Origin of the sequence: Pseudomonas sp. NPDC089408 (assembly GCF_044749445.1) — a bacterium.
In the GTDB taxonomy this organism is placed as follows: Bacteria; Pseudomonadota; Gammaproteobacteria; order Pseudomonadales; family Pseudomonadaceae; genus Aquipseudomonas.
Genome location: NZ_JBIVHY010000023.1, coordinates 65,007 through 83,860, shown reverse-complemented (window position 1 = coordinate 83,860; position 18,854 = coordinate 65,007). Strand labels below are relative to the sequence as shown.

Here is an 18,854-nt window from a genome sequence, read left to right as displayed (position 1 = left end):
TCCGGCTCGATCACCGCCAGCGTCGGTTTCGCCCAGAGTGCCGGCCTGATCCTGGGTGGTTCGATCAGCCAGAGCAACTTCCTCGGTACCGGTAACAAGGTGTCGGTCGGCCTGACCCGTTCGGAATACCAGACCCGCTACAACTTCGGCTTCGTGGACCCCTACTTCACTGCCGACGGCGTGAGCCTGGGCTACAACGCCTTCTACCGCAGCACCGACTACGACGACCTCGACGTCGACGTGGCCAGCTATGCGGTCGACAGCTACGGTGCCGGCGTGAGCCTGGGTTACCCGATCAGCGAAACCTCGCGCCTGACCTACGGCCTGAGCGTGCAGCAGGACAAGATCAAGACCGGCAAGTACACCGTTGACGAGATCTTCGACTTCCTCGACCAGGAAGGCGACAACTTCCTCAACTTCAAGGCCTCGATCGGCTGGTCCGAGTCGACCCTGAACAAGGGTGTGCTGGCGACCCGTGGTCACTCGCAAAGCCTGACCCTGGAGTCGACCATTCCGGGTAGCGACCTGTCGTTCTTCAAGCTCGACTACCGTGGTCAGCTGTTCCAGCCGATCAACAACGATTACACCCTGCGCCTGCACACTGAGCTGGGCTATGGTGATGGTTACGGCAGCACCTCTGGCCTGCCGTTCTACGAGAACTACTTCGCAGGTGGCTTCAACTCCGTCCGTGGCTTCAAGGACAGCAGTCTTGGCCCACGCAGTACCCCGAGCCGTGGTGAAGGCAACGAGGGTGGCAAGCCGGGTACGATCCGTGACCCGGACCAGGATCCGCTGCCGTTCGGTGGTAACGTGTTGGTCCAGGGTGGTGTCGAGCTGTTGTTCCCGCTGCCGTTCGTCAAGGACCAGCGCTCGCTGCGCACCTCCGTGTTCTGGGACGTGGGTAACGTGTTCGACACCAATTGCGGCAACAAGCCTGATTGCGAAAAGGTCGGCTTCTCTGGCATGGCCAGCTCGGTCGGTCTGGGCGTGACCTGGATTACCGCACTGGGCCCGCTGAGCTTCAGCCTGGCAATGCCGGTCAAGAAGCCGGACGATGCCGATACCCAGGTGTTCCAATTCTCTCTGGGCCAGACCTTCTAAGGTCGGCCCCTGCTTAATGACAACGGTTTATCCAGGAGTGCATCGTGCGTAAATTGGCTCAACTGGCCGTAGTGGCCGCGGCGCTGGTCGCCACCCCGGCTTTCGCCGAAATGAAGGTTGCCGTCCTGAACTATCAGATGGCCCTACTTGAATCGGATGCCGCCAAGAAGTACGCGGTCGATGCCGAGAAAAAATTCGGCCCGCAGCTGACCAAGCTGAAAAGCCTGGAAAGCAGCGCCAAGGGCATCCAGGACCGCCTGATCAAGGGCGGCGACAAGATGCAGCAGCAGGAGCGTGAGCGCCTGGAGCTCGAGTTCAAGCAAAAGGCCCGTGACTTCCAGTTCCAGTCCAAGGAGCTGAACGAAGCCAAGGCCGTTGCTGACCGTGACATGCTCAAGCAACTGAAGCCGAAGCTGGATGGCGCTGTCGAAGAAGTGATCAAGAAGGGCGGTTTCGACCTGGTCCTCGAGCGTGGCGCGGTCATCGATGTCAAACCTCAGTACGACATCACCCGCCAAGTCATCGAGCGCATGAACCAAGCCCGTTGATATGAGTGTGACCATGACGTTAGGCCAGTTGGCCGAGGCCCTCGGCGCTTCCCTCAAGGGGCCCGAGGCGCTGCAGATTACCGGGCTGGCCACCTTGCAAGAGGCTGGCCCCAGTCAGTTGAGCTTCCTCGCCAACCCGCAGTACCGCAAATACCTGGATAACTGCCAGGCGGGTGCGGTATTGCTCAAGGCTGCGGATGCCGAGAGCTTCGCCGGCAATGCCCTGATCGTGGCCGACCCGTACCAGGCGTATGCGCGTATTTCCCATCTGTTCGACCCCAAACCCAAGGCTGTGGCGGGAATCCATCCCAGCGCCGTGGTGGCTGAGGACGCGCAGGTGGACGCCAGCGCCAGTATCGGGCCGTTCGCGGTTATCGAAAGCGGTGCGCGCATCGAGGCAGGCGTCAGTATCGGCGCACATTGCTTCATCGGTGCACGTTGCGTTGTCGGTGAGGGCGGCTGGCTGGCGCCGCGGGTGACGTTGTATCACGACGTCACCATTGGCAAGCGTGTGGTCATACAGTCGGGTGCGGTGATCGGTGGCGAAGGCTTCGGTTTTGCCAACGAGAAGGGCATCTGGCGCAAGATCGCCCAGATTGGCGGCGTCACCATTGGTGATGACGTGGAAATCGGTGTCAATACTGCCGTTGACCGTGGCGCGCTGTCCGACACGCGGATTGGCGACGGGGTCAAGCTCGACAACCAGATCCAGATCGCCCACAACGTTCAGATCGGTGACCACACTGCCATGGCCGCTTGCGTGGGCATCTCGGGCAGTACACGCATCGGCAAGCACTGCATGCTGGCCGGCGGCGTGGGCCTGGTAGGGCATATTGATGTTTGCGACAACGTATTTATTTCCGGCATGACCATGGTAACCCGTTCGATCACCGAACCCGGTTCCTATTCATCCGGCACAGCCATGCAGCCGTTGGCTGACTGGCGCAAGAGCGCTGCGCGCATTCGCCAGCTCGATGACATGGCCAAGCGCCTTCAGCAGCTGGAAAAACGCGTCGATACCGTGACCTCAGGTGGCCTGCCGACATCAGAAGGCTGATACCATTCCCTGAGCAAGAGTGAACAGTCGCTAGCTGGCTCCTCTTTGGATTGCAAAAGGAGCGTACGGTCAGCACCTGCGCTCCCTATTCTTATTACAGGCTTCCCCCCGAAATGATGGACATCAACGAGATTCGCGAATACCTGCCTCACCGTTACCCGTTCCTGCTGGTGGACCGTGTGACGGATCTGGACTTCGAGGCCCAGAGCATTCGTGCCTACAAGAATGTCAGCATCAATGAGCCGTTCTTCAATGGCCACTTCCCGGGTCATCCAATCATGCCGGGCGTCCTGATCATCGAAGCCATGGCCCAGGCGGCCGGTATTCTTGGTTTCAAAATTCTTGATGCCAAGCCGGCCGATGGCACCCTGTATTACTTCGTCGGTTCCGACAAGCTGCGTTTCCGTCAGCCGGTACTGCCGGGTGACCAGTTGGTGCTGGAAGCCAAGTTCCTCAGCCGCAAACGCATGGTATGGAAGTTCGAATGCCGCGCCCTGGTGGACGGCAAGCCGGTTTGCTCGGCAGAAATCACCTGCGCGGAACAGACCCTATGAATTCGATTGATCCTCGGGCCATTATCGATCCGTCGGCCAAGCTAGCCGATGGCGTCGAGGTCGGCCCTTGGTCGATCGTTGGCCCTGATGTAGAAGTCGGGGAGGGCACCGTCATCGGCCCGCATGTTGTGCTCAAGGGGCCGACCCGTATCGGCAAGCACAACCGCATCTTTCAGTTTTCCTCGATTGGCGAAGACACCCCTGACCTCAAGTACAAGGGTGAGCCAACACGCCTGGTGATTGGCGACCACAATGTGATCCGTGAAGGGGTGACCATTCACCGCGGAACCGTTCAGGACCGCGCCGAAACCACCGTGGGCGACCATAACCTGATCATGGCCTATGCCCACATCGGCCACGACAGCGTCATCGGCAACCACTGCATCCTGGTCAACAACACCGCATTGGCCGGCCATGTGCATGTGGGTGACTGGGCAATCCTCTCCGGTTATACCCTGGTGCACCAGTATTGCCATATCGGTGCTCACGCGTTTTCCGGTATGGGCACGGCTATCGGCAAGGATGTTCCGGCGTTCGTTACTGTGTTCGGTAGCCCGGCCGAAGCCCGCAGCATGAACTTTGAAGGCATGCGCCGCCGCGGTTTCAGCGACGAGGTGATCCATGTGCTGCGCCGTTGCTACAAGATTGTCTATCGTCAGGGCCTGACCGTCGAAGACGCGCTCAAGGAACTGGCCGAGCCTGCCGCGCAACACCCTGAGGTCGAGCTGTTCCGCCAGTCGATTGTGAACTCTGCACGCGGCATTACCCGCTGATATGGCCCAGCTTTGCGTAGCGCTGGTCGCCGGTGAGGCCAGCGGCGACATTCTGGGTTCAGGTTTGATGCGTGCCCTCAAGGCACGCCACCCTGATGTACGGTTTATCGGCGTTGGCGGCCCCCTGATGGAAGCCGAAGGCCTGCACTCTTATTTCCCGATGGAACGCCTGGCGGTCATGGGCCTGGTCGAAGTGCTGGGTCGCCTGCGCGAACTGCTCAAGCGGCGCAAGTTGCTGATCCAGACCCTGATCGACGAAAAGCCGGATGTATTCATCGGTATCGACGCCCCTGACTTTACCCTCAACATCGAGCTGAAACTGCGCCAGGCGGGGATCAAGACCGTGCATTACGTCAGTCCGTCGGTCTGGGCCTGGCGGCAGAAGCGTGTGCTGAAGATTCGTGAAGGCTGCGACCTGATGCTGACACTGCTGCCGTTCGAGGCGCGGTTCTATGAAGAGCAAGGCGTGCCGGTGCGATTTGTCGGCCACCCGCTGGCTGACACCATCCCGCTGCAAGCTGACCGCCCGAGCGCGCGTGCCGCGCTGGGGCTTGGCGAAGGGCCGGTGGTGGCACTGATGCCGGGCAGCCGGGGTGGCGAAGTAGGGCGCCTGGGGGTGTTGTTCCTCGATGCTGCCGAGCGTTTGAGCCAGCAGGTGCCGGGCGTGCGCTTCGTGCTGCCCTGCGCCAACGCTGCGCGGCGCGCCCAGGTTGAACAGATGCTCGAAGGCCGGCAATTGCCGCTGACCCTGCTCGATGGCCAGTCGCACCAGGCGCTGGCAGCCTGTGACGCGGTGTTGATCGCCTCGGGTACCGCCACCCTCGAAGCGTTGCTGTACAAGCGGCCGATGGTGGTGGCCTACCGCCTGGCGCCGCTGACCTACTGGATTCTCAAGCGCCTGGTAAAAAGCCCCTACGTGTCGTTGCCGAACCTGCTGGCCCAGCGTGAACTGGTGCCCGAGCTGCTGCAGGACGACGCCACCAGCGAAGCCTTGGCCAATACCCTGGCACCGCTGGTGCGTGATGGTAGCCAGCAAACCGAGCGTTTCGACGAAATTCACCGCACCCTGCGCCGCGACGCCTCCAACCAGGCGGCCGAGGCGGTACTGGCGCTGCTCAAGGACCGCTGACATGCAAATTGGACTGGACTTCAACCTGGTCGAAGACCTGGTCGCCGGTGTCGACGAAGTGGGCCGTGGCCCGCTGTGCGGCGCGGTGGTGACGGCGGCGGTAATCCTGGACCCGGCGCGGCCAATCCTCGGTCTGAACGACTCGAAAAAACTCACTGAAGCCAAGCGTGAGGCCTTGTTCGACGAGATCTGCGAAAAGGCCCTGAGCTTCTGCATCGCCCGCGCCGAGGTTGATGAAATCGACCGCCTGAACATCCTGCAGGCCACCATGCTGGCCATGCAGCGCGCGGTCGAAGGCCTGCACGTTACGCCAAAGCTGGCCCTGATAGACGGTAACCGCTGCCCGAAACTGGCGGTACCGGCAGCGCCGGTGGTCAAAGGGGATAGCCAAGTGCCGGCCATTGCAGCCGCTTCGATCCTGGCCAAGGTAACCCGTGACCGCGAGATGAGCGCTTTCGAGCTGATCTACCCGGGGTATGGCATGGGTGGGCACAAGGGTTACCCGACGCCGGTGCACCTTGAGGCGCTGGCGCGGCTTGGGCCGACGCCCATTCATCGGCGTTCCTTCGCCCCGGTGCGGGCGGCCTGGGAAGCGCGTGAAGGCGTCATTGATTCCCTGATCTGACCTGTTGGCACGTTCCTGCAGGCGTTACGCTAACCCTGTGGGAGCGGCTTTAGCCGCGAACACCGGCGCAGCCGGTGCCATACACTGCGTTGGATTCTTCGCGGGTAAACCCGCTCCCACAGGGGCCGCGGCGGGCTCAAATTCTTTGTTCCCTGTTCGACACCGCAGCCCCAAATCCCATCCCCAATTGAGCTACAATCCCGCCCTTGTCGTTCGCCACTGCTACAGGATCTTCCATGTCGGTTCCCTTCGTTCACCTGCGCGTCCACTCCGAATTCTCGCTGGTCGACGGCCTGGTGCGGATCAAACCGCTGGCCAAGGCGCTGGCCGGGATGAACATGCCGGCGGTGGCCATCACCGACCAGAGCAACATGTGCTCGCTGGTCAAGTTCTACAAGACCGCCATGGGCGCCGGCATCAAGCCGATCTGCGGTGCCGACCTGTGGCTGGCCGGTGCCGACCCGGAAGCGCCGCTGTCGCGTATCTGCTTCCTGGCCATGGACCCCCAGGGCTACCGCAACCTCACCGAACTGATTTCGCGTGGTTGGACCGACGGCCAACGCAACGGCCTGGTGATCCTGCAGCGTGAATGGATTGCGCCTGCCAGCGAGGGCCTGATTGCCCTGTCTGCCGGTAAAGAGGGCGATATTGGCATGGCCCTGCTGTCGGGGCGTGACGATGAAGCGGCGGCGCTGTTGCAAGACTGGATGGGCATGTTCCCCGAGCGCTTCTACGTCGAAGTGCAGCGCACCAACCGCGCCCGCGACGAAGAGTACGTGCACGCTGCCGTGGCCCTGGCCGACAAGTTTGGCGCGCCACTGGTAGCCACCAACGATGTGCGCTTCCTCAAGCAGGCCGACTTCGACGCCCACGAAACCCGCGTGTGCATTGGTGAAGGCTGGACCCTCGACGACCCGCGCCGCCCGCGTGGCTACAGCGACCAACAGTACCTGAAGTCGGCCGAGGAAATGGCCGAGCTGTTCAGCGACCTGCCCGATGCCATTGCCAACACCGTCGAGATCGCCAAGCGCTGCAACATCCAGGTACAGCTGGGCAAGTACTTCCTGCCCGACTTCCCCACGCCCAACGGCATGGGCATCGACGATTACCTGCGGCATGTGTCCCACGAAGGCCTGGAAGAGCGCCTGGCGGTGCTGTGGCCGAAAGACACCACACCCAACTACGAAGAAAAGCGTCAGGTATACCTGGACCGCCTGAAGTTCGAGCTGGACATCATCATCCAGATGGGGTTCCCCGGTTACTTCCTGATCGTTATGGACTTTATCAAGTGGGCCAAGAACAACGACGTGCCGGTAGGCCCGGGCCGAGGTTCGGGTGCCGGCTCGCTGGTGGCCTACGTCCTGAAGATCACCGACCTCGACCCGCTGGCCTATGACCTGCTGTTCGAGCGCTTCCTCAACCCTGAACGGGTATCCATGCCCGACTTCGACGTCGACTTCTGCATGGACGGCCGTGACCGGGTGATCGACTACGTGGCCGAGGCTTATGGCCGCAACGCGGTCAGCCAGATCATCACCTTCGGTACCATGGCTGCGAAGGCGGTGGTGCGTGACGTGGCGCGGGTGCAGGGCAAGTCCTACGGCTTGGCTGACCGCCTGTCGAAGATGATCCCGTTTGAAGTGGGCATGACCCTGGAGAAGGCTTACGAGCAGGAAGAAATCCTGCGCGACTTCCTTAAAGGCGATGAAGACGCCCGTGAAATCTGGGACATGGCCCTGAAGCTGGAAGGCGTGACCCGGGGTACCGGCAAGCACGCCGGTGGTGTGGTCATCGCCCCGACCAAGCTCACCGACTTTTCGCCGATTGCCTGTGACGAAGAAGGCGGCGGCCTGGTAACCCAGTTCGACAAGGATGACGTCGAGGCCGCCGGCCTGGTGAAGTTCGACTTCCTCGGCCTGCGTACCCTGACCATCATCAAATGGGCGATGGAGATCATCAACCGCGAGCAGGCCAAGCAAAACCTGCCCGATCTCAACATCGACTTCATCCCGCTGGACGATCGCAAGACCTACGAGTTGTTGCAGAAGGCCGAAACCACGGCAGTTTTCCAGCTTGAATCGCGCGGCATGAAGGAGCTGATCAAGAAGCTCAAGCCCGACTGCCTGGAAGACCTCATCGCACTGGTGGCATTGTTCCGCCCGGGCCCGCTGCAATCAGGCATGGTGGACGACTTCATCAACCGCAAGCACGGCCGCGCCGAGCTGGCCTACCCGCATGCCGACTACCAGTACGAAGGCCTCAAGCCGGTACTGGCACCGACCTACGGCATCATCCTGTACCAGGAACAGGTGATGCAGATTGCCCAGGTCATGGCCGGCTATACCCTGGGCGGCGCCGACATGCTGCGCCGGGCAATGGGTAAGAAAAAACCCGAGGAAATGGCCAAGCAGCGCGGTGGTTTCATCGAAGGTTGCGTTGCCAACAATATCGATGCGGACCTGGCCGGTAACATCTTCGACCTGGTAGAAAAGTTTGCCGGTTACGGCTTCAACAAATCCCACTCCGCCGCCTATGGCCTGGTGTCGTACCAGACTGCCTGGCTGAAAACCCACTACCCGGCGCCGTTCATGGCGGCGGTACTGTCGGCGGACATGCACAACACCGACAAGGTGGTGGTGCTGGTCGAGGAAGTGCGCAGCATGAAGCTGCGCCTCGACGCGCCGGACGTGAACTTCTCCGACTTCAAGTTCACTGTCAACAACGACGGCCGGATCGTCTACGGCCTGGGCGCCATCAAGGGCGTCGGTGAAGGCCCGGTCGAGGCGATTGTCGAGGCTCGCGCCCAAGGCGGCCCGTTCAAGGACCTGTTCGACTTCTGTGAACGCATCGACCTCAAGCGGGTCAACAAACGTACCCTCGATGCGCTGGTGCGCAGCGGCGCGCTGGACCGCCTGGGCCCGCACTTCCATGATGAGATCAAGGCCTACCAGGCCAACATCGACATCAACCGGGCGACCCTGCTATCGGCGCTGGGCGAAGCCATCAAGGCCGCTGAGCAGGCCGCGCATACCGCTGATAGCGGCCACGTCGACCTGTTCGGTAGCATGTTCGACGCCGTGGATGTGGATGTTTACGCCAACCACCGCAAGGTGCGCGAGCTGACCCTGAAGGAGCGCCTGAAGGGCGAAAAGGACACCTTGGGCCTGTACCTCACCGGTCACCCGATCGACGAGTACGAGACCGAGATCCGCCGCTTTGCCCGCCAGCGCATCATCGACCTAAAGCCGTCACGCGAAACCCAGACCATCGCCGGCATGATCATTGCCCTGCGGGTAATGAAGAACAAGAAGGGCGACAAGATGGGCTTTGTCACCCTGGATGACCGCTCCGGGCGTATTGAGGCATCGCTGTTTGCCGACGCCTACATCGCGGCACAGTCCTTGCTGCAGAACGACGCCATGGTGGTGGTCGAGGGCGAAGTCAGCAATGACGACTTCTCCGGTGGCCTGCGCCTGCGGGTGAAGCAGGTAATGACCATGGAGGACGCACGCACCAAGCTGGCCGAGAGCCTGCGCCTGAAGGTGGCGCACGAAGCGCTGAAGGGCGACCGTCTCAAGTGGCTGGGTGAGCTGATCACCCGCCATCGCGGTGCGTGCCCGATCACCCTGGAGTACACCGGCAGCGACGCCAAGGCCATGCTGCAGTTCGGTGAGCAGTGGGCGATCGACCCGGCAGACGGGTTGATTCAGGCGCTGCGTGACCAGTTCGGGCGTGAGAACGTCTTCCTGCAATATCGTTGAACCGACAAAAAATTTAATCTCGACCTGAATGCGCCTGATCCCTTAAGGTAGGGCGCCAAACGGATCAACCGGCCGGCCGCCTGGCCGTAGACCCAAGACGGATGACTATGAACCCGAATTTTCTCGATTTCGAACAGCCGATTGCCGACCTGCAAGCCAAGATCGAAGGCCTGCGCCTGGTGGGCAACGACAATTCGCTGAACATCAGCGATGAAATTGCCCGTCTGCAAGACAAGAGCAACACCCTGACCGAAAGCATCTTCGGCAACCTGACCAGCTGGCAAATCGCCCGTCTGGCCCGCCACCCACGTCGTCCTTACACCCTGGACTACCTGGAGCACATCTTCACCGAGTTTGAAGAGCTGCACGGCGACCGCCACTTCTCTGACGACGCCGCCATCGTGGGCGGTACCGCACGCCTGGACGGCAAGGCGGTCATGGTCATCGGCCACCAGAAGGGCCGTGAAGTGCGCGAAAAGGTACGCCGCAACTTCGGTATGCCGCGCCCTGAAGGCTACCGCAAGGCCTGCCGCCTGATGGAAATGGCCGAGCGCTTCAAGATGCCGATCCTCACCTTCATCGATACCCCGGGCGCCTACCCGGGTATCGACGCCGAAGAGCGCAACCAGAGCGAGGCGATTGCCTGGAACCTGCGTGTGATGGCGCGCCTGAAAACCCCGATCATCGCCACCGTGATCGGTGAGGGTGGTTCCGGCGGTGCGCTGGCCATCGGGGTGTGCGACCAGCTGAACATGCTGCAGTACTCGACCTACTCGGTGATCTCGCCGGAAGGCTGTGCTTCGATCCTGTGGAAGACGGCCGACAAGGCGGCTGACGCGGCCGAAGCCATGGGCATCACCGCCGAGCGCCTGAAGAGCCTGAACATCGTCGACAAGGTCATCCAGGAGCCGCTGGGCGGCGCCCACCGTGACCCGGCCACGATGGCTGAAAGCATCCGCGCCGACCTGGTGCAGCAGCTGGACATGCTCGGCAAGTTCGACAACGACGCGCTGCTGGCCCGCCGTTACGAGCGCCTGATGAGCTACGGCCTCTGATTCTGATTTGCCCCGGGGGCCGCTGTGCGGCCCTTGTGGTTGATGACACCGGCTTCGCCGGTGTTCGCGGGTGAACCCGCTCCCACAGGTGCAGCGTAGTCCGTTGGATTGGCGCAATCCCTGTGGGAGCGGGTTTACCCGCGAATGCTTTCTTGAATGAGTGCAGGTTCGATGATCAACCTCACCCCCTGGCTCAACGCCCCCACCTGGTACATCGCCTTCTCCGGTGGCCTCGACTCCACCGTCCTCCTGCACCTGCTGGCCGACTTCGCCCGCAATCACTCTTCCCCCCCGCTGCGTGCCATCCACGTCCACCACGGCCTGCAAACTGCCGCCGACGCCTGGCCCGCCCATTGCCAAGCCATCTGCGACAACCTCGGCATCGAGCTCCAGGTCATCCACGTCCAGGTCACCCCCGGCGCCAGCCTCGAACAGGCTGCCCGTGACGCCCGCTATGCCGCCTTCAAACAAACCCTCGGCCCAGGCGACATCCTGTTCACCGGCCAGCACCGCGACGACCAGGCCGAGACCCTGCTGTTTCGTTTGCTACGTGGCGCCGGCCTGCGTGGCCTGGCGGCGATGCCGGGGCAACGGGTGCTAGGGCAGGGTAGCCTGGTCAGACCATTGCTGGCTTGTTCCCGCCAGCAACTGCAGGGGTACGGCGCGGCCCATGGCTTGGCCTGGATCGAAGACCCATCAAACGCTGACACACAGTTCGCCCGTAACTACCTGCGCGGTGAAGTGTTCCCGCAATTGCAGCAACGTTGGCCGCAGGCCAGCCAGAACCTCGCCCGTGCCGCAGGGCACCTGGGCGAGGCGCTGGGCTTGCTGGACGAAGTTGCCCGAGACGACCTGGCGCTCGCGGAGGAGGGGGCACCCGTGGCTTGGGCTGGGCTGGATTCTCTCGACCTGGCCACGCTCACAGCCCTGTCGCCGGCCCGTCAGCGCAATGCCCTGCAATACTGGCTGAGCCAACGCACCCGCCTGCCTGACACCCGGCACTGGGCCGGTTGGGCGGACCTGCGCGATGCCGCCGCCGATGCCCGGCCGGTCTGGCGATTGGCCGATGGGCAATTGCTGCGCAGCCATGGGCGCATCTGGTGGTTGAGTGGCGACTGGCCGCAGCCGCCCGCTGGTCACCTGGCCTGGGTCGATACCACCCTGCCGTTGCCGCTGCCCGGCAACGGCACCGTGCGTCTTGTTGGCGCAGCACCGCTGGGCGGGTTGCGCATTGCCTACCGCCAGGGCGGCGAAATGCTCGAGCTTGCCGGCCGTGGCCGGCGCGACCTCAAGCGCCTGCTCAATGAGCTGCACGTGCCGCATTTCCTGCGCGCGCGCCTGCCGCTGCTGTATCACGGCGAGCGCCTGCTGGCGGTGGCCAACCTGCCGGGCCTGGTGCAGGCGAATTGCCAGTTACATTGGCAGTTACCGACGAACGCGCAAGGTTTGAGCTGAAGGGTACATTCCGGTAGACTACCCTCCCTTCTTGATACAACTTCTGTGGGTTCCGCGAAAACACAGCAGTTGCCGATTACCAAGCAGTTTTTTGCTGGGCTGATTCTGGAAATGACGAGCGAGCTCCATGCCGGGGATACCCCTGGTCTGTACAGACGCGGCAGTTTTTCGAGATGCACTGTGATTGACGCAGGTGATCGGGGGCTTCGGCCTTCCTTCGCTTTCTCCGGCGGCGCTGGCCGCCTTAACGCAGACTTCTAGGGTTTTTCATGACGCGCTACATATTCGTCACGGGCGGTGTTGTTTCTTCATTGGGGAAAGGCATTGCCTCGGCTTCCCTGGCGGCCATCCTGGAAGCGCGGGGCCTGAAGGTCACCATGCTCAAGCTGGATCCGTACATCAACGTCGATCCGGGCACCATGAGCCCGTTCCAGCATGGTGAAGTGTTCGTCACCCACGATGGTGCCGAGACCGACCTCGACCTGGGCCACTACGAGCGGTTCATCCGCACCACCATGACCCAGAACAACAACTTCACCACTGGCCGTATCTACGAGCACGTGCTGCGCAAGGAGCGCCGTGGTGATTACCTGGGCGCGACCATCCAGGTCATCCCGCACATCACCGACGAAATCAAGCGTCGCATCATCAAGGGCGCCGGCGATGCTGACGTGGCCCTGGTGGAAATCGGCGGTACCGTGGGTGACATCGAGTCGCAGCCGTTCCTCGAAGCAATTCGCCAGCTGCGTGTCGAAGTGGGCTCCAAGCGCGCCATGCTGATGCACCTGACCCTGGTCCCGTACATCGCCACCGCTGGCGAAACCAAGACCAAGCCGACCCAGCATTCGGTCAAGGAGCTGCGCTCCATCGGCCTGCAGCCAGACGTGCTGATCTGCCGCTCCGACCACCCGGTCGATGCCTCGTCGCGTCGCAAGATCGCGCTGTTCACCAACGTTGAAGAGCGTGCGGTGATTTCGCTGGAAGACGTCGACACCATCTACAAGATCCCGGGCGTGCTGCATGCACAGGGCCTGGACGACTTCGTCGTCGAGCGCTTCGGTCTGCAGTGCAATGGTGCCGACCTGTCCGAGTGGGACAAGGTCGTCGATGCCAAGCTCAACCCTGAGCAGGAAGTGACCATCGCCATGGTCGGCAAGTACATGGAGCTGCTGGATGCGTACAAGTCGCTGATCGAAGCGATGAGCCACGCCGGCATCACCAACCGTACCAAGGTCAACCTGCGCTACATCGACTCGGAAGACATCGAGAACCAGGGCACCAGCCTGCTCGAAGGCGCCGATGCCATCCTGGTGCCAGGCGGTTTCGGCCTGCGTGGCGTGGAAGGCAAGATCACTGCGGTGCAATACGCCCGTGAGAACAAGGTGCCCTACCTGGGTATCTGCCTGGGCATGCAGGTTGCGGTCATCGAATTCGCCCGCAACGTGGTGGGCTGGAAAGACGCCAACTCCACCGAGTTCGACCGCAACAGCGGCCACCCGGTCGTCGGCCTGATCACCGAGTGGGCCGATGCCACCGGTGCCGTCGAAACCCGCGACGAGGCTTCCGACCTGGGCGGCACCATGCGCCTGGGCGCACAGGACTGCCAGCTGGCTGCCGGTTCCAAGGTGCACGACTGCTACGGCAAGGATGTGATCACCGAGCGTCACCGTCACCGTTACGAGGTCAACAACAACCTGCTGCCGCAGCTGGTTGAGGCTGGCCTGGTAATCTCGGGCCGTTCCGAAGACGGCGCGCTGGTCGAAGTGGTCGAGTCCAAGGACCACCCATGGTTCGTCGCCTGCCAGTTCCACCCGGAGTTCACCTCCACCCCGCGTGACGGTCACCCGCTGTTCAGCGGCTTCGTCAAGGCGGCCCTGGCCCAGAAGAACAAGGCCTGATTATTTCAGGTCTTTGATGAGTTTTCCGACGGTTAAGTCCGCGCAAGGCTCATTTCTCGGGTAAAGTACGCCCCGATCTACCCCTGACCGCTCGGTCAGGGGTTGCTTTTGCCAGGCCTGCCTGCTGCGTCCCTGCCTGGTGAAAGGCAAGAATTCCCTAAGCTGCGTTGTTTTCGTCAATTCTGGAGTGCTTACAACAATGGCAAAAATCGTCGACATCAAAGGTCGTGAAGTTCTCGACTCGCGTGGCAACCCCACCGTGGAAGCCGATGTACTGCTCGACAACGGCATCATCGGCAGCGCTTGCGCGCCGTCCGGTGCTTCCACCGGCTCGCGCGAAGCGCTGGAGCTGCGTGATGGCGACAAGAGCCGTTACATGGGCAAGGGCGTGCTGAAGGCCGTTGGCAACATCAACGGCCCGATCCGTGAGCTGCTGCTGGGCAAGGACCCTTCCGACCAGAAGGCCCTGGACCGCGCCATGATCGATCTGGACGGTACCGAGAACAAGGCCAAGCTGGGCGCCAACGCCATCCTGGCTGTTTCCCTGGCCGCCGCCAAGGCTGCTGCCCAGGATCAGGACCTGCCGCTGTACGCGCACATCGCCAACCTGAACGGCACCCCGGGCCAGTATTCGATGCCCGTGCCGATGATGAACATCATCAACGGTGGCGAGCACGCCGACAACAACGTCGACATCCAGGAGTTCATGGTGCAGCCGGTTGGCGCCAAGACCTTCTCCGATGGCCTGCGCATGGGTACCGAAATCTTCCACCACCTCAAAGCCGTGCTGAAGGCCCGTGGCCTGAACACTGCCGTTGGTGACGAAGGTGGCTTTGCCCCGAACCTGGCTTCCAACGAAGACGCCCTGGGCGCCATCGCCGAAGCTGTTGAAAAAGCCGGCTACAAGCTGGGCACCGACGTGACCCTGGCCCTGGACTGCGCGGCTTCCGAATTCTACGAAGACGGCAAGTACAACCTGTCCGGCGAAGGCAAGTCGTTCGACGCCGAAGGCTTTGCTGACTACCTGAAAGGCCTGACCGAGCGCTTCCCGATCATCTCGATCGAAGATGGCCTGGACGAGTCCGACTGGGCTGGCTGGAAGATCCTCACCGACAAGATCGGTGAAAAAGTCCAGCTGGTTGGCGACGACCTGTTCGTGACCAACACCAAGATCCTCAAAGAAGGCATCGAGAAGGGCATCGGTAACTCGATCCTGATCAAGTTCAACCAGATCGGCTCGCTGACCGAAACCCTGGAAGCCATCCAGATGGCCAAGGCTGCCGGCTACACCGCAGTGATCTCGCACCGCTCCGGTGAAACCGAAGACTCGACCATTGCCGACCTGGCCGTGGGTACTGCTGCTGGCCAGATCAAGACCGGTTCGCTGTGCCGTTCCGACCGCGTTTCCAAGTACAACCAGCTGCTGCGTATCGAAGAGCAACTGGGCGCCAAAGCGGTTTACCGTGGTCGTGCCGAGTTTCGCGGCTAAGCAAGAGATGGTAAAAAGGCAGCAGCCGGAGTTGTACGAACGTTCTTACTGAACTTTCCTACATTCCAACGGGTTTCTGTCAACGAAGCCTGGCCTCGGCCAGGCTTCGTGCTATTCGAGGCCCCGTAAAATGTGCACGGCAGCCTTTTTAACCTGGATAACGTGATGCGCAGTCCCTATTGGGTGTTCCTTATTCTGCTCCTGCTGCTGGGGGGCTTGCAGTACCGCCTGTGGGTGGGCAACGGCAGCCTGGCGCAAGTGACCGAGCTGAAGCAGCAGATTGCTGACCAGCACGCCGAAAACGAGCGCTTGCTCGAGCGCAATCGCGTGCTCGATGCTGAAGTGCTGGAGCTGAAAAAAGGCATGGAGACCGTTGAAGAGCGGGCTCGCCATGAATTGGGGATGGTCAAAGAGGGTGAAACCCTCTTCCAGTTGCCACAGAAATGATCGATACCTTGCCGGCCTTCTGGGCCGTGATTCCTGCCGCGGGCGTTGGTGCCCGCATGGCTGCCGACCGCCCCAAGCAGTATCTGGAACTGGCCGGGCAGACCCTTCTCGAGCACAGCCTCGACTGTTTTCTTGGCCACCCGACGCTGAAAGGCGTGGTGGTCAGCATTGCCGAAGACGACCCGTACTGGCCCGGCCTGCGCTGCGCCAGCGACCCGCGCATCCAGCGCGCGGCGGGTGGGCGCGAGCGCGCCGACTCGGTACTTAACGCCTTGTTGCTGCTGCATGCCCAAGGGGCAGCAGACAGCGACTGGGTGTTGGTGCACGATGCCGCGCGGCCGAACCTGGCGCGCAGCGACCTGGACAAGTTGTTGGCTGAACTGGCGGACGACCCGGTGGGGGGCCTGCTGGCCGTGCCGGCGCGTGACACGCTCAAGCGTGCCGACAGCAAGGGCCGGGTCAGCGCTACCGTGGACCGCAGTACCATCTGGCAGGCCTATACGCCGCAGATGTTCCGCCTTGGGGCCCTGCACCGGGCACTGGCTGAATGCCTGGTGTCGGATGTGCTGGTGACCGATGAAGCATCGGCCATCGAATGGTCCGGTCAGGCGCCACGGCTGGTCGAAGGGCGTAGCGACAACATCAAGGTGACCCGGCCGGAAGACCTGGAGTGGTTGCGCCAGCGGTGGGCCGGGCGGCGCTGAATTTCGTACTCCTGTGCCGGCCTCTTCGCGGGTGAACCCGCTCCTACATGGGGCATGGGGCAGCGCAAGCCTGAACGGGTGCGCGGTCCCTGTAGGAGCGGGTTTACCCGCGAAGAGGCCAGCACAGGCAACACATCTCTTCAGCCCAACCGATACTCCGGCAACCCCGCCAACCCTTCCTTCAGGTAATCCACCAGGCGCCGCACCTTCGGCGACAAATGCCGCTGCTGCGGATACAGCGCCCAAACCGCAGTATTCGGCGGTTGATGCCCTTCCAGCAGCGACACCAGCGCACCGCTGTGCAGGTGCTCCAGCACGTAATAGTCCGGCAACTGGCACAAGCCGATCCCCAGCAACGCCGCATCCAGCACCGCCTGCCCGCTGTTGCAGCGCCAGTTGCCCTGCACCCGCTGGCTGATCTCGCGGCCGTCTTGCTGCAGCGCCCATACGTCCGAACTGCCTACCAGGCAATTGTGCCGGGCCAGTTCCGACAGGCTGTGTGGCCTGCCATAACGCTCCAGGTAAGCCGGCGAGGCACACAGGTACATGCGCCGTGGCGCCAGGCGCGTGGCCACCAGCCGCGAGTCGGTCAGCCGGCCGAGGCGGATGGCCAGGTCCATGCCTTCATGCAGCAGGTCGAGGGTGTGGTTGCTCAGTTCCACATCCACCCGCAACTGCGGGTACAAGGTCATGAACCGCGTTACCAGCGGCACGATGAAACGCTCGCCGTAAGCCACCGCACAGGTCATGCGCAGCAGGCCCTTGGGCTCGCTGGCCAGGTCGCCCATGGCACGCAAGGCTTCCTCGCGGCCATCCTGCAGGCGCTGGCAATGCTGCAGAAAAGTCTGCCCGGCCTCGCTCAATGTTACTCGGCGAGTACTGCGATACAGCAGGCGCGTTTGCAGGCGCTCCTCCAGCCGGGCGATCTGCCGGCTGATATGCGACGAAGAAACCCCCAAGCGTTCAGCGGCAGCGGTGAACTGGCCCGACTCGGCAACGGCGACGAATTCATCAATGCCTTCCCAGCGGCTGCTCATTGATTATCCCTGTGTAGCAATAATGTTTTGTCTTTGTCCTGATTATTCACCAAAAGGTACTGAATTACACTGTCAGCCTGAATCGACACTCTGTCTGGAGACCTTTGATGATCAAGTCCCGTGCTGCTGTAGCCTTCGAAGCCAAGAAACCCCTGGAAATCGTCGAAGTCGACGTGGCCATGCCCAAGGCAGGTGAAGTGCTGTTGCGTGTGGTCGCCAGCGGTGTCTGCCACACCGACGCCTACACCCTGTCCGGTGCCGACCCGGAAGGCATCTTCCCGTCGATCCTCGGCCACGAGGGCGGTGCAATCGTCGAAGCGGTAGGCGAAGGCGTGACTTCGGTTGCCGTGGGTGACCACGTGATCCCGCTGTACACCCCGGAATGCGGCAAGTGCAAATTCTGCCTCTCGGGCAAGACCAACCTGTGCCAGGCCATCCGCGCCACCCAGGGCAAGGGCCTGATGCCGGACGGCACCACACGCTTCTCCTACAAGGGCCAGCAGCTGTTCCACTACATGGGTACCTCGACGTTCTCCGAGTACACCGTGCTGCCGGAAATCTCGGTGGCCAAGATCCAGAAAGAAGCACCGCTGGAAAAGGTCTGCCTGCTGGGCTGCGGCGTTACCACCGGCATCGGTGCGGTGCTCAACACCGCCAAGGTCAAGCCGGGTGACACCGTGGCCATCTTCGGCCTCGGCGGCATCGGCCTGTCCGCCGTGATCGGTGCGGTCAAGGCCAAGGCCGCGCGCATCATCGCCATCGACATCAACCCGGCCAAGTTCGAGATCGCCCGCCAGCTGGGTGCCACCGACTGCATCAACCCGAAAGACTACGACCGCCCGATCCAGGAAGTGATCGTCGACCTCACCGACGGTGGCGTGGACTTTTCTTTCGAGTGCATCGGCAACGTGCAACTGATGCGCGCCGCCCTGGAATGCTGCCACAAGGGCTGGGGTGAGTCGGTGATTATCGGTGTGGCCGGTGCCGGCCAGGAAATCGCTACCCGCCCGTTCCAGTTGGTAACTGGCCGCGTCTGGCGCGGTTCGGCGTTCGGCGGCGTGCGTGGCCGCAGCGAGCTGCCAAGCTACGTGGAAATGTCCGAGAAGGGCGAGATTCCGCTCGATACCTTCATCACCCACACCATGGGCCTGGAAGACATCAACAAGGCTTTCGACCTGATGCATGAAGGCAAGAGCATCCGCAGCGTAATCCACTTCTGAG

At 62.1% G+C, this 18,854-nt stretch carries 16 protein-coding genes; 15 read left to right on the top strand and 1 reads right to left on the bottom strand.

What is annotated here, in order from left to right:
• The 14 genes from bamA to ispD form a co-directional block, all read left to right on the top strand.
• The coding region (bamA, locus tag ACIP02_RS24960) for an outer membrane protein assembly factor BamA (protein WP_400622029.1) at positions 1-1,101 on the top strand (1,101 nt) is incomplete at its 5' end.
• Between the two features lie 44 nt (positions 1,102-1,145).
• Complete coding sequence (locus tag ACIP02_RS24955; RefSeq protein WP_012270843.1) at positions 1,146-1,649, top strand: OmpH family outer membrane protein; 504 nt, start codon at positions 1,146-1,148, stop codon at positions 1,647-1,649.
• A gap of 1 nt (position 1,650) precedes the next feature.
• A complete protein-coding gene (gene lpxD / locus ACIP02_RS24950) occupies positions 1,651-2,706 on the top strand; it encodes a UDP-3-O-(3-hydroxymyristoyl)glucosamine N-acyltransferase (protein WP_400622025.1) in 1,056 nt (351 codons plus the stop codon).
• Positions 2,707-2,819: 113 nt separating this feature from the next.
• Entirely contained in the window at positions 2,820-3,260 is a 441-nt protein-coding gene (gene fabZ, locus ACIP02_RS24945) for a 3-hydroxyacyl-ACP dehydratase FabZ (protein WP_201203065.1), read from the top strand.
• Positions 3,257-4,033, top strand: a complete 777-nt coding sequence (gene lpxA / locus ACIP02_RS24940; RefSeq protein WP_201203064.1) for an acyl-ACP--UDP-N-acetylglucosamine O-acyltransferase — start codon at positions 3,257-3,259, stop codon at positions 4,031-4,033. The genes fabZ and lpxA overlap by 4 nt, the downstream gene beginning before the upstream one ends.
• A 1-nt stretch (position 4,034) precedes the next feature.
• Positions 4,035-5,162, top strand: a complete 1,128-nt coding sequence (gene lpxB / locus ACIP02_RS24935; RefSeq protein ID WP_400622020.1) for a lipid-A-disaccharide synthase — start codon at positions 4,035-4,037, stop codon at positions 5,160-5,162.
• A gap of 1 nt (position 5,163) precedes the next feature.
• On the top strand, positions 5,164-5,787 hold the full coding sequence (rnhB, locus tag ACIP02_RS24930; RefSeq protein ID WP_400622017.1) for a ribonuclease HII: 624 nt from the start codon (positions 5,164-5,166) through the stop codon (positions 5,785-5,787).
• A 236-nt stretch (positions 5,788-6,023) separates the two neighbouring features.
• On the top strand, positions 6,024-9,548 hold the full coding sequence (gene dnaE, locus ACIP02_RS24925) for a DNA polymerase III subunit alpha (RefSeq protein WP_400622014.1): 3,525 nt from the start codon (positions 6,024-6,026) through the stop codon (positions 9,546-9,548).
• 107 nt (positions 9,549-9,655) lie between these two features.
• The gene (locus ACIP02_RS24920; RefSeq protein WP_400622011.1) at positions 9,656-10,603 is read left to right on the top strand and encodes an acetyl-CoA carboxylase carboxyltransferase subunit alpha; all 948 of its coding nucleotides are present in this window, start codon (positions 9,656-9,658) and stop codon (positions 10,601-10,603) included.
• Positions 10,604-10,774: 171 nt separating this feature from the next.
• Positions 10,775-12,058 (top strand): tRNA lysidine(34) synthetase TilS, encoded by a 1,284-nt coding sequence (tilS, locus tag ACIP02_RS24915; RefSeq protein WP_400622009.1) that lies wholly within the window; start codon positions 10,775-10,777, stop codon positions 12,056-12,058.
• A gap of 269 nt (positions 12,059-12,327) precedes the next feature.
• Positions 12,328-13,956 (top strand): CTP synthase, encoded by a 1,629-nt coding sequence (locus ACIP02_RS24910; protein WP_400622006.1) that lies wholly within the window; start codon positions 12,328-12,330, stop codon positions 13,954-13,956.
• A 199-nt stretch (positions 13,957-14,155) separates the two neighbouring features.
• Complete coding sequence (gene eno, locus ACIP02_RS24905) at positions 14,156-15,445, top strand: phosphopyruvate hydratase (protein WP_400622004.1); 1,290 nt, start codon at positions 14,156-14,158, stop codon at positions 15,443-15,445.
• A gap of 165 nt (positions 15,446-15,610) precedes the next feature.
• A complete protein-coding gene (gene ftsB / locus ACIP02_RS24900; protein WP_201203038.1) occupies positions 15,611-15,892 on the top strand; it encodes a cell division protein FtsB in 282 nt (93 codons plus the stop codon).
• Positions 15,889-16,596 carry a 2-C-methyl-D-erythritol 4-phosphate cytidylyltransferase gene (gene ispD / locus ACIP02_RS24895; protein ID WP_400622000.1) on the top strand — a complete coding sequence of 236 codons (708 nt, stop codon included), beginning with the start codon at positions 15,889-15,891 and terminating at the stop codon, positions 16,594-16,596. Before ftsB ends, ispD begins: the two co-directional genes overlap by 4 nt.
• A 140-nt stretch (positions 16,597-16,736) precedes the next feature.
• Here ispD and ACIP02_RS24890 read toward each other — a convergent pair whose 3' ends face one another.
• On the bottom strand, positions 16,737-17,633 hold the full coding sequence (locus ACIP02_RS24890) for a LysR substrate-binding domain-containing protein (RefSeq protein ID WP_400621997.1): 897 nt from the start codon (positions 17,631-17,633) through the stop codon (positions 16,737-16,739).
• A gap of 107 nt (positions 17,634-17,740) precedes the next feature.
• Here ACIP02_RS24890 and ACIP02_RS24885 point away from each other — a divergent pair, with 107 nt between their 5' ends.
• Entirely contained in the window at positions 17,741-18,853 is a 1,113-nt protein-coding gene (locus ACIP02_RS24885; RefSeq protein ID WP_016485227.1) for an S-(hydroxymethyl)glutathione dehydrogenase/class III alcohol dehydrogenase, read from the top strand.
• Position 18,854 lies beyond the last annotated feature (1 nt).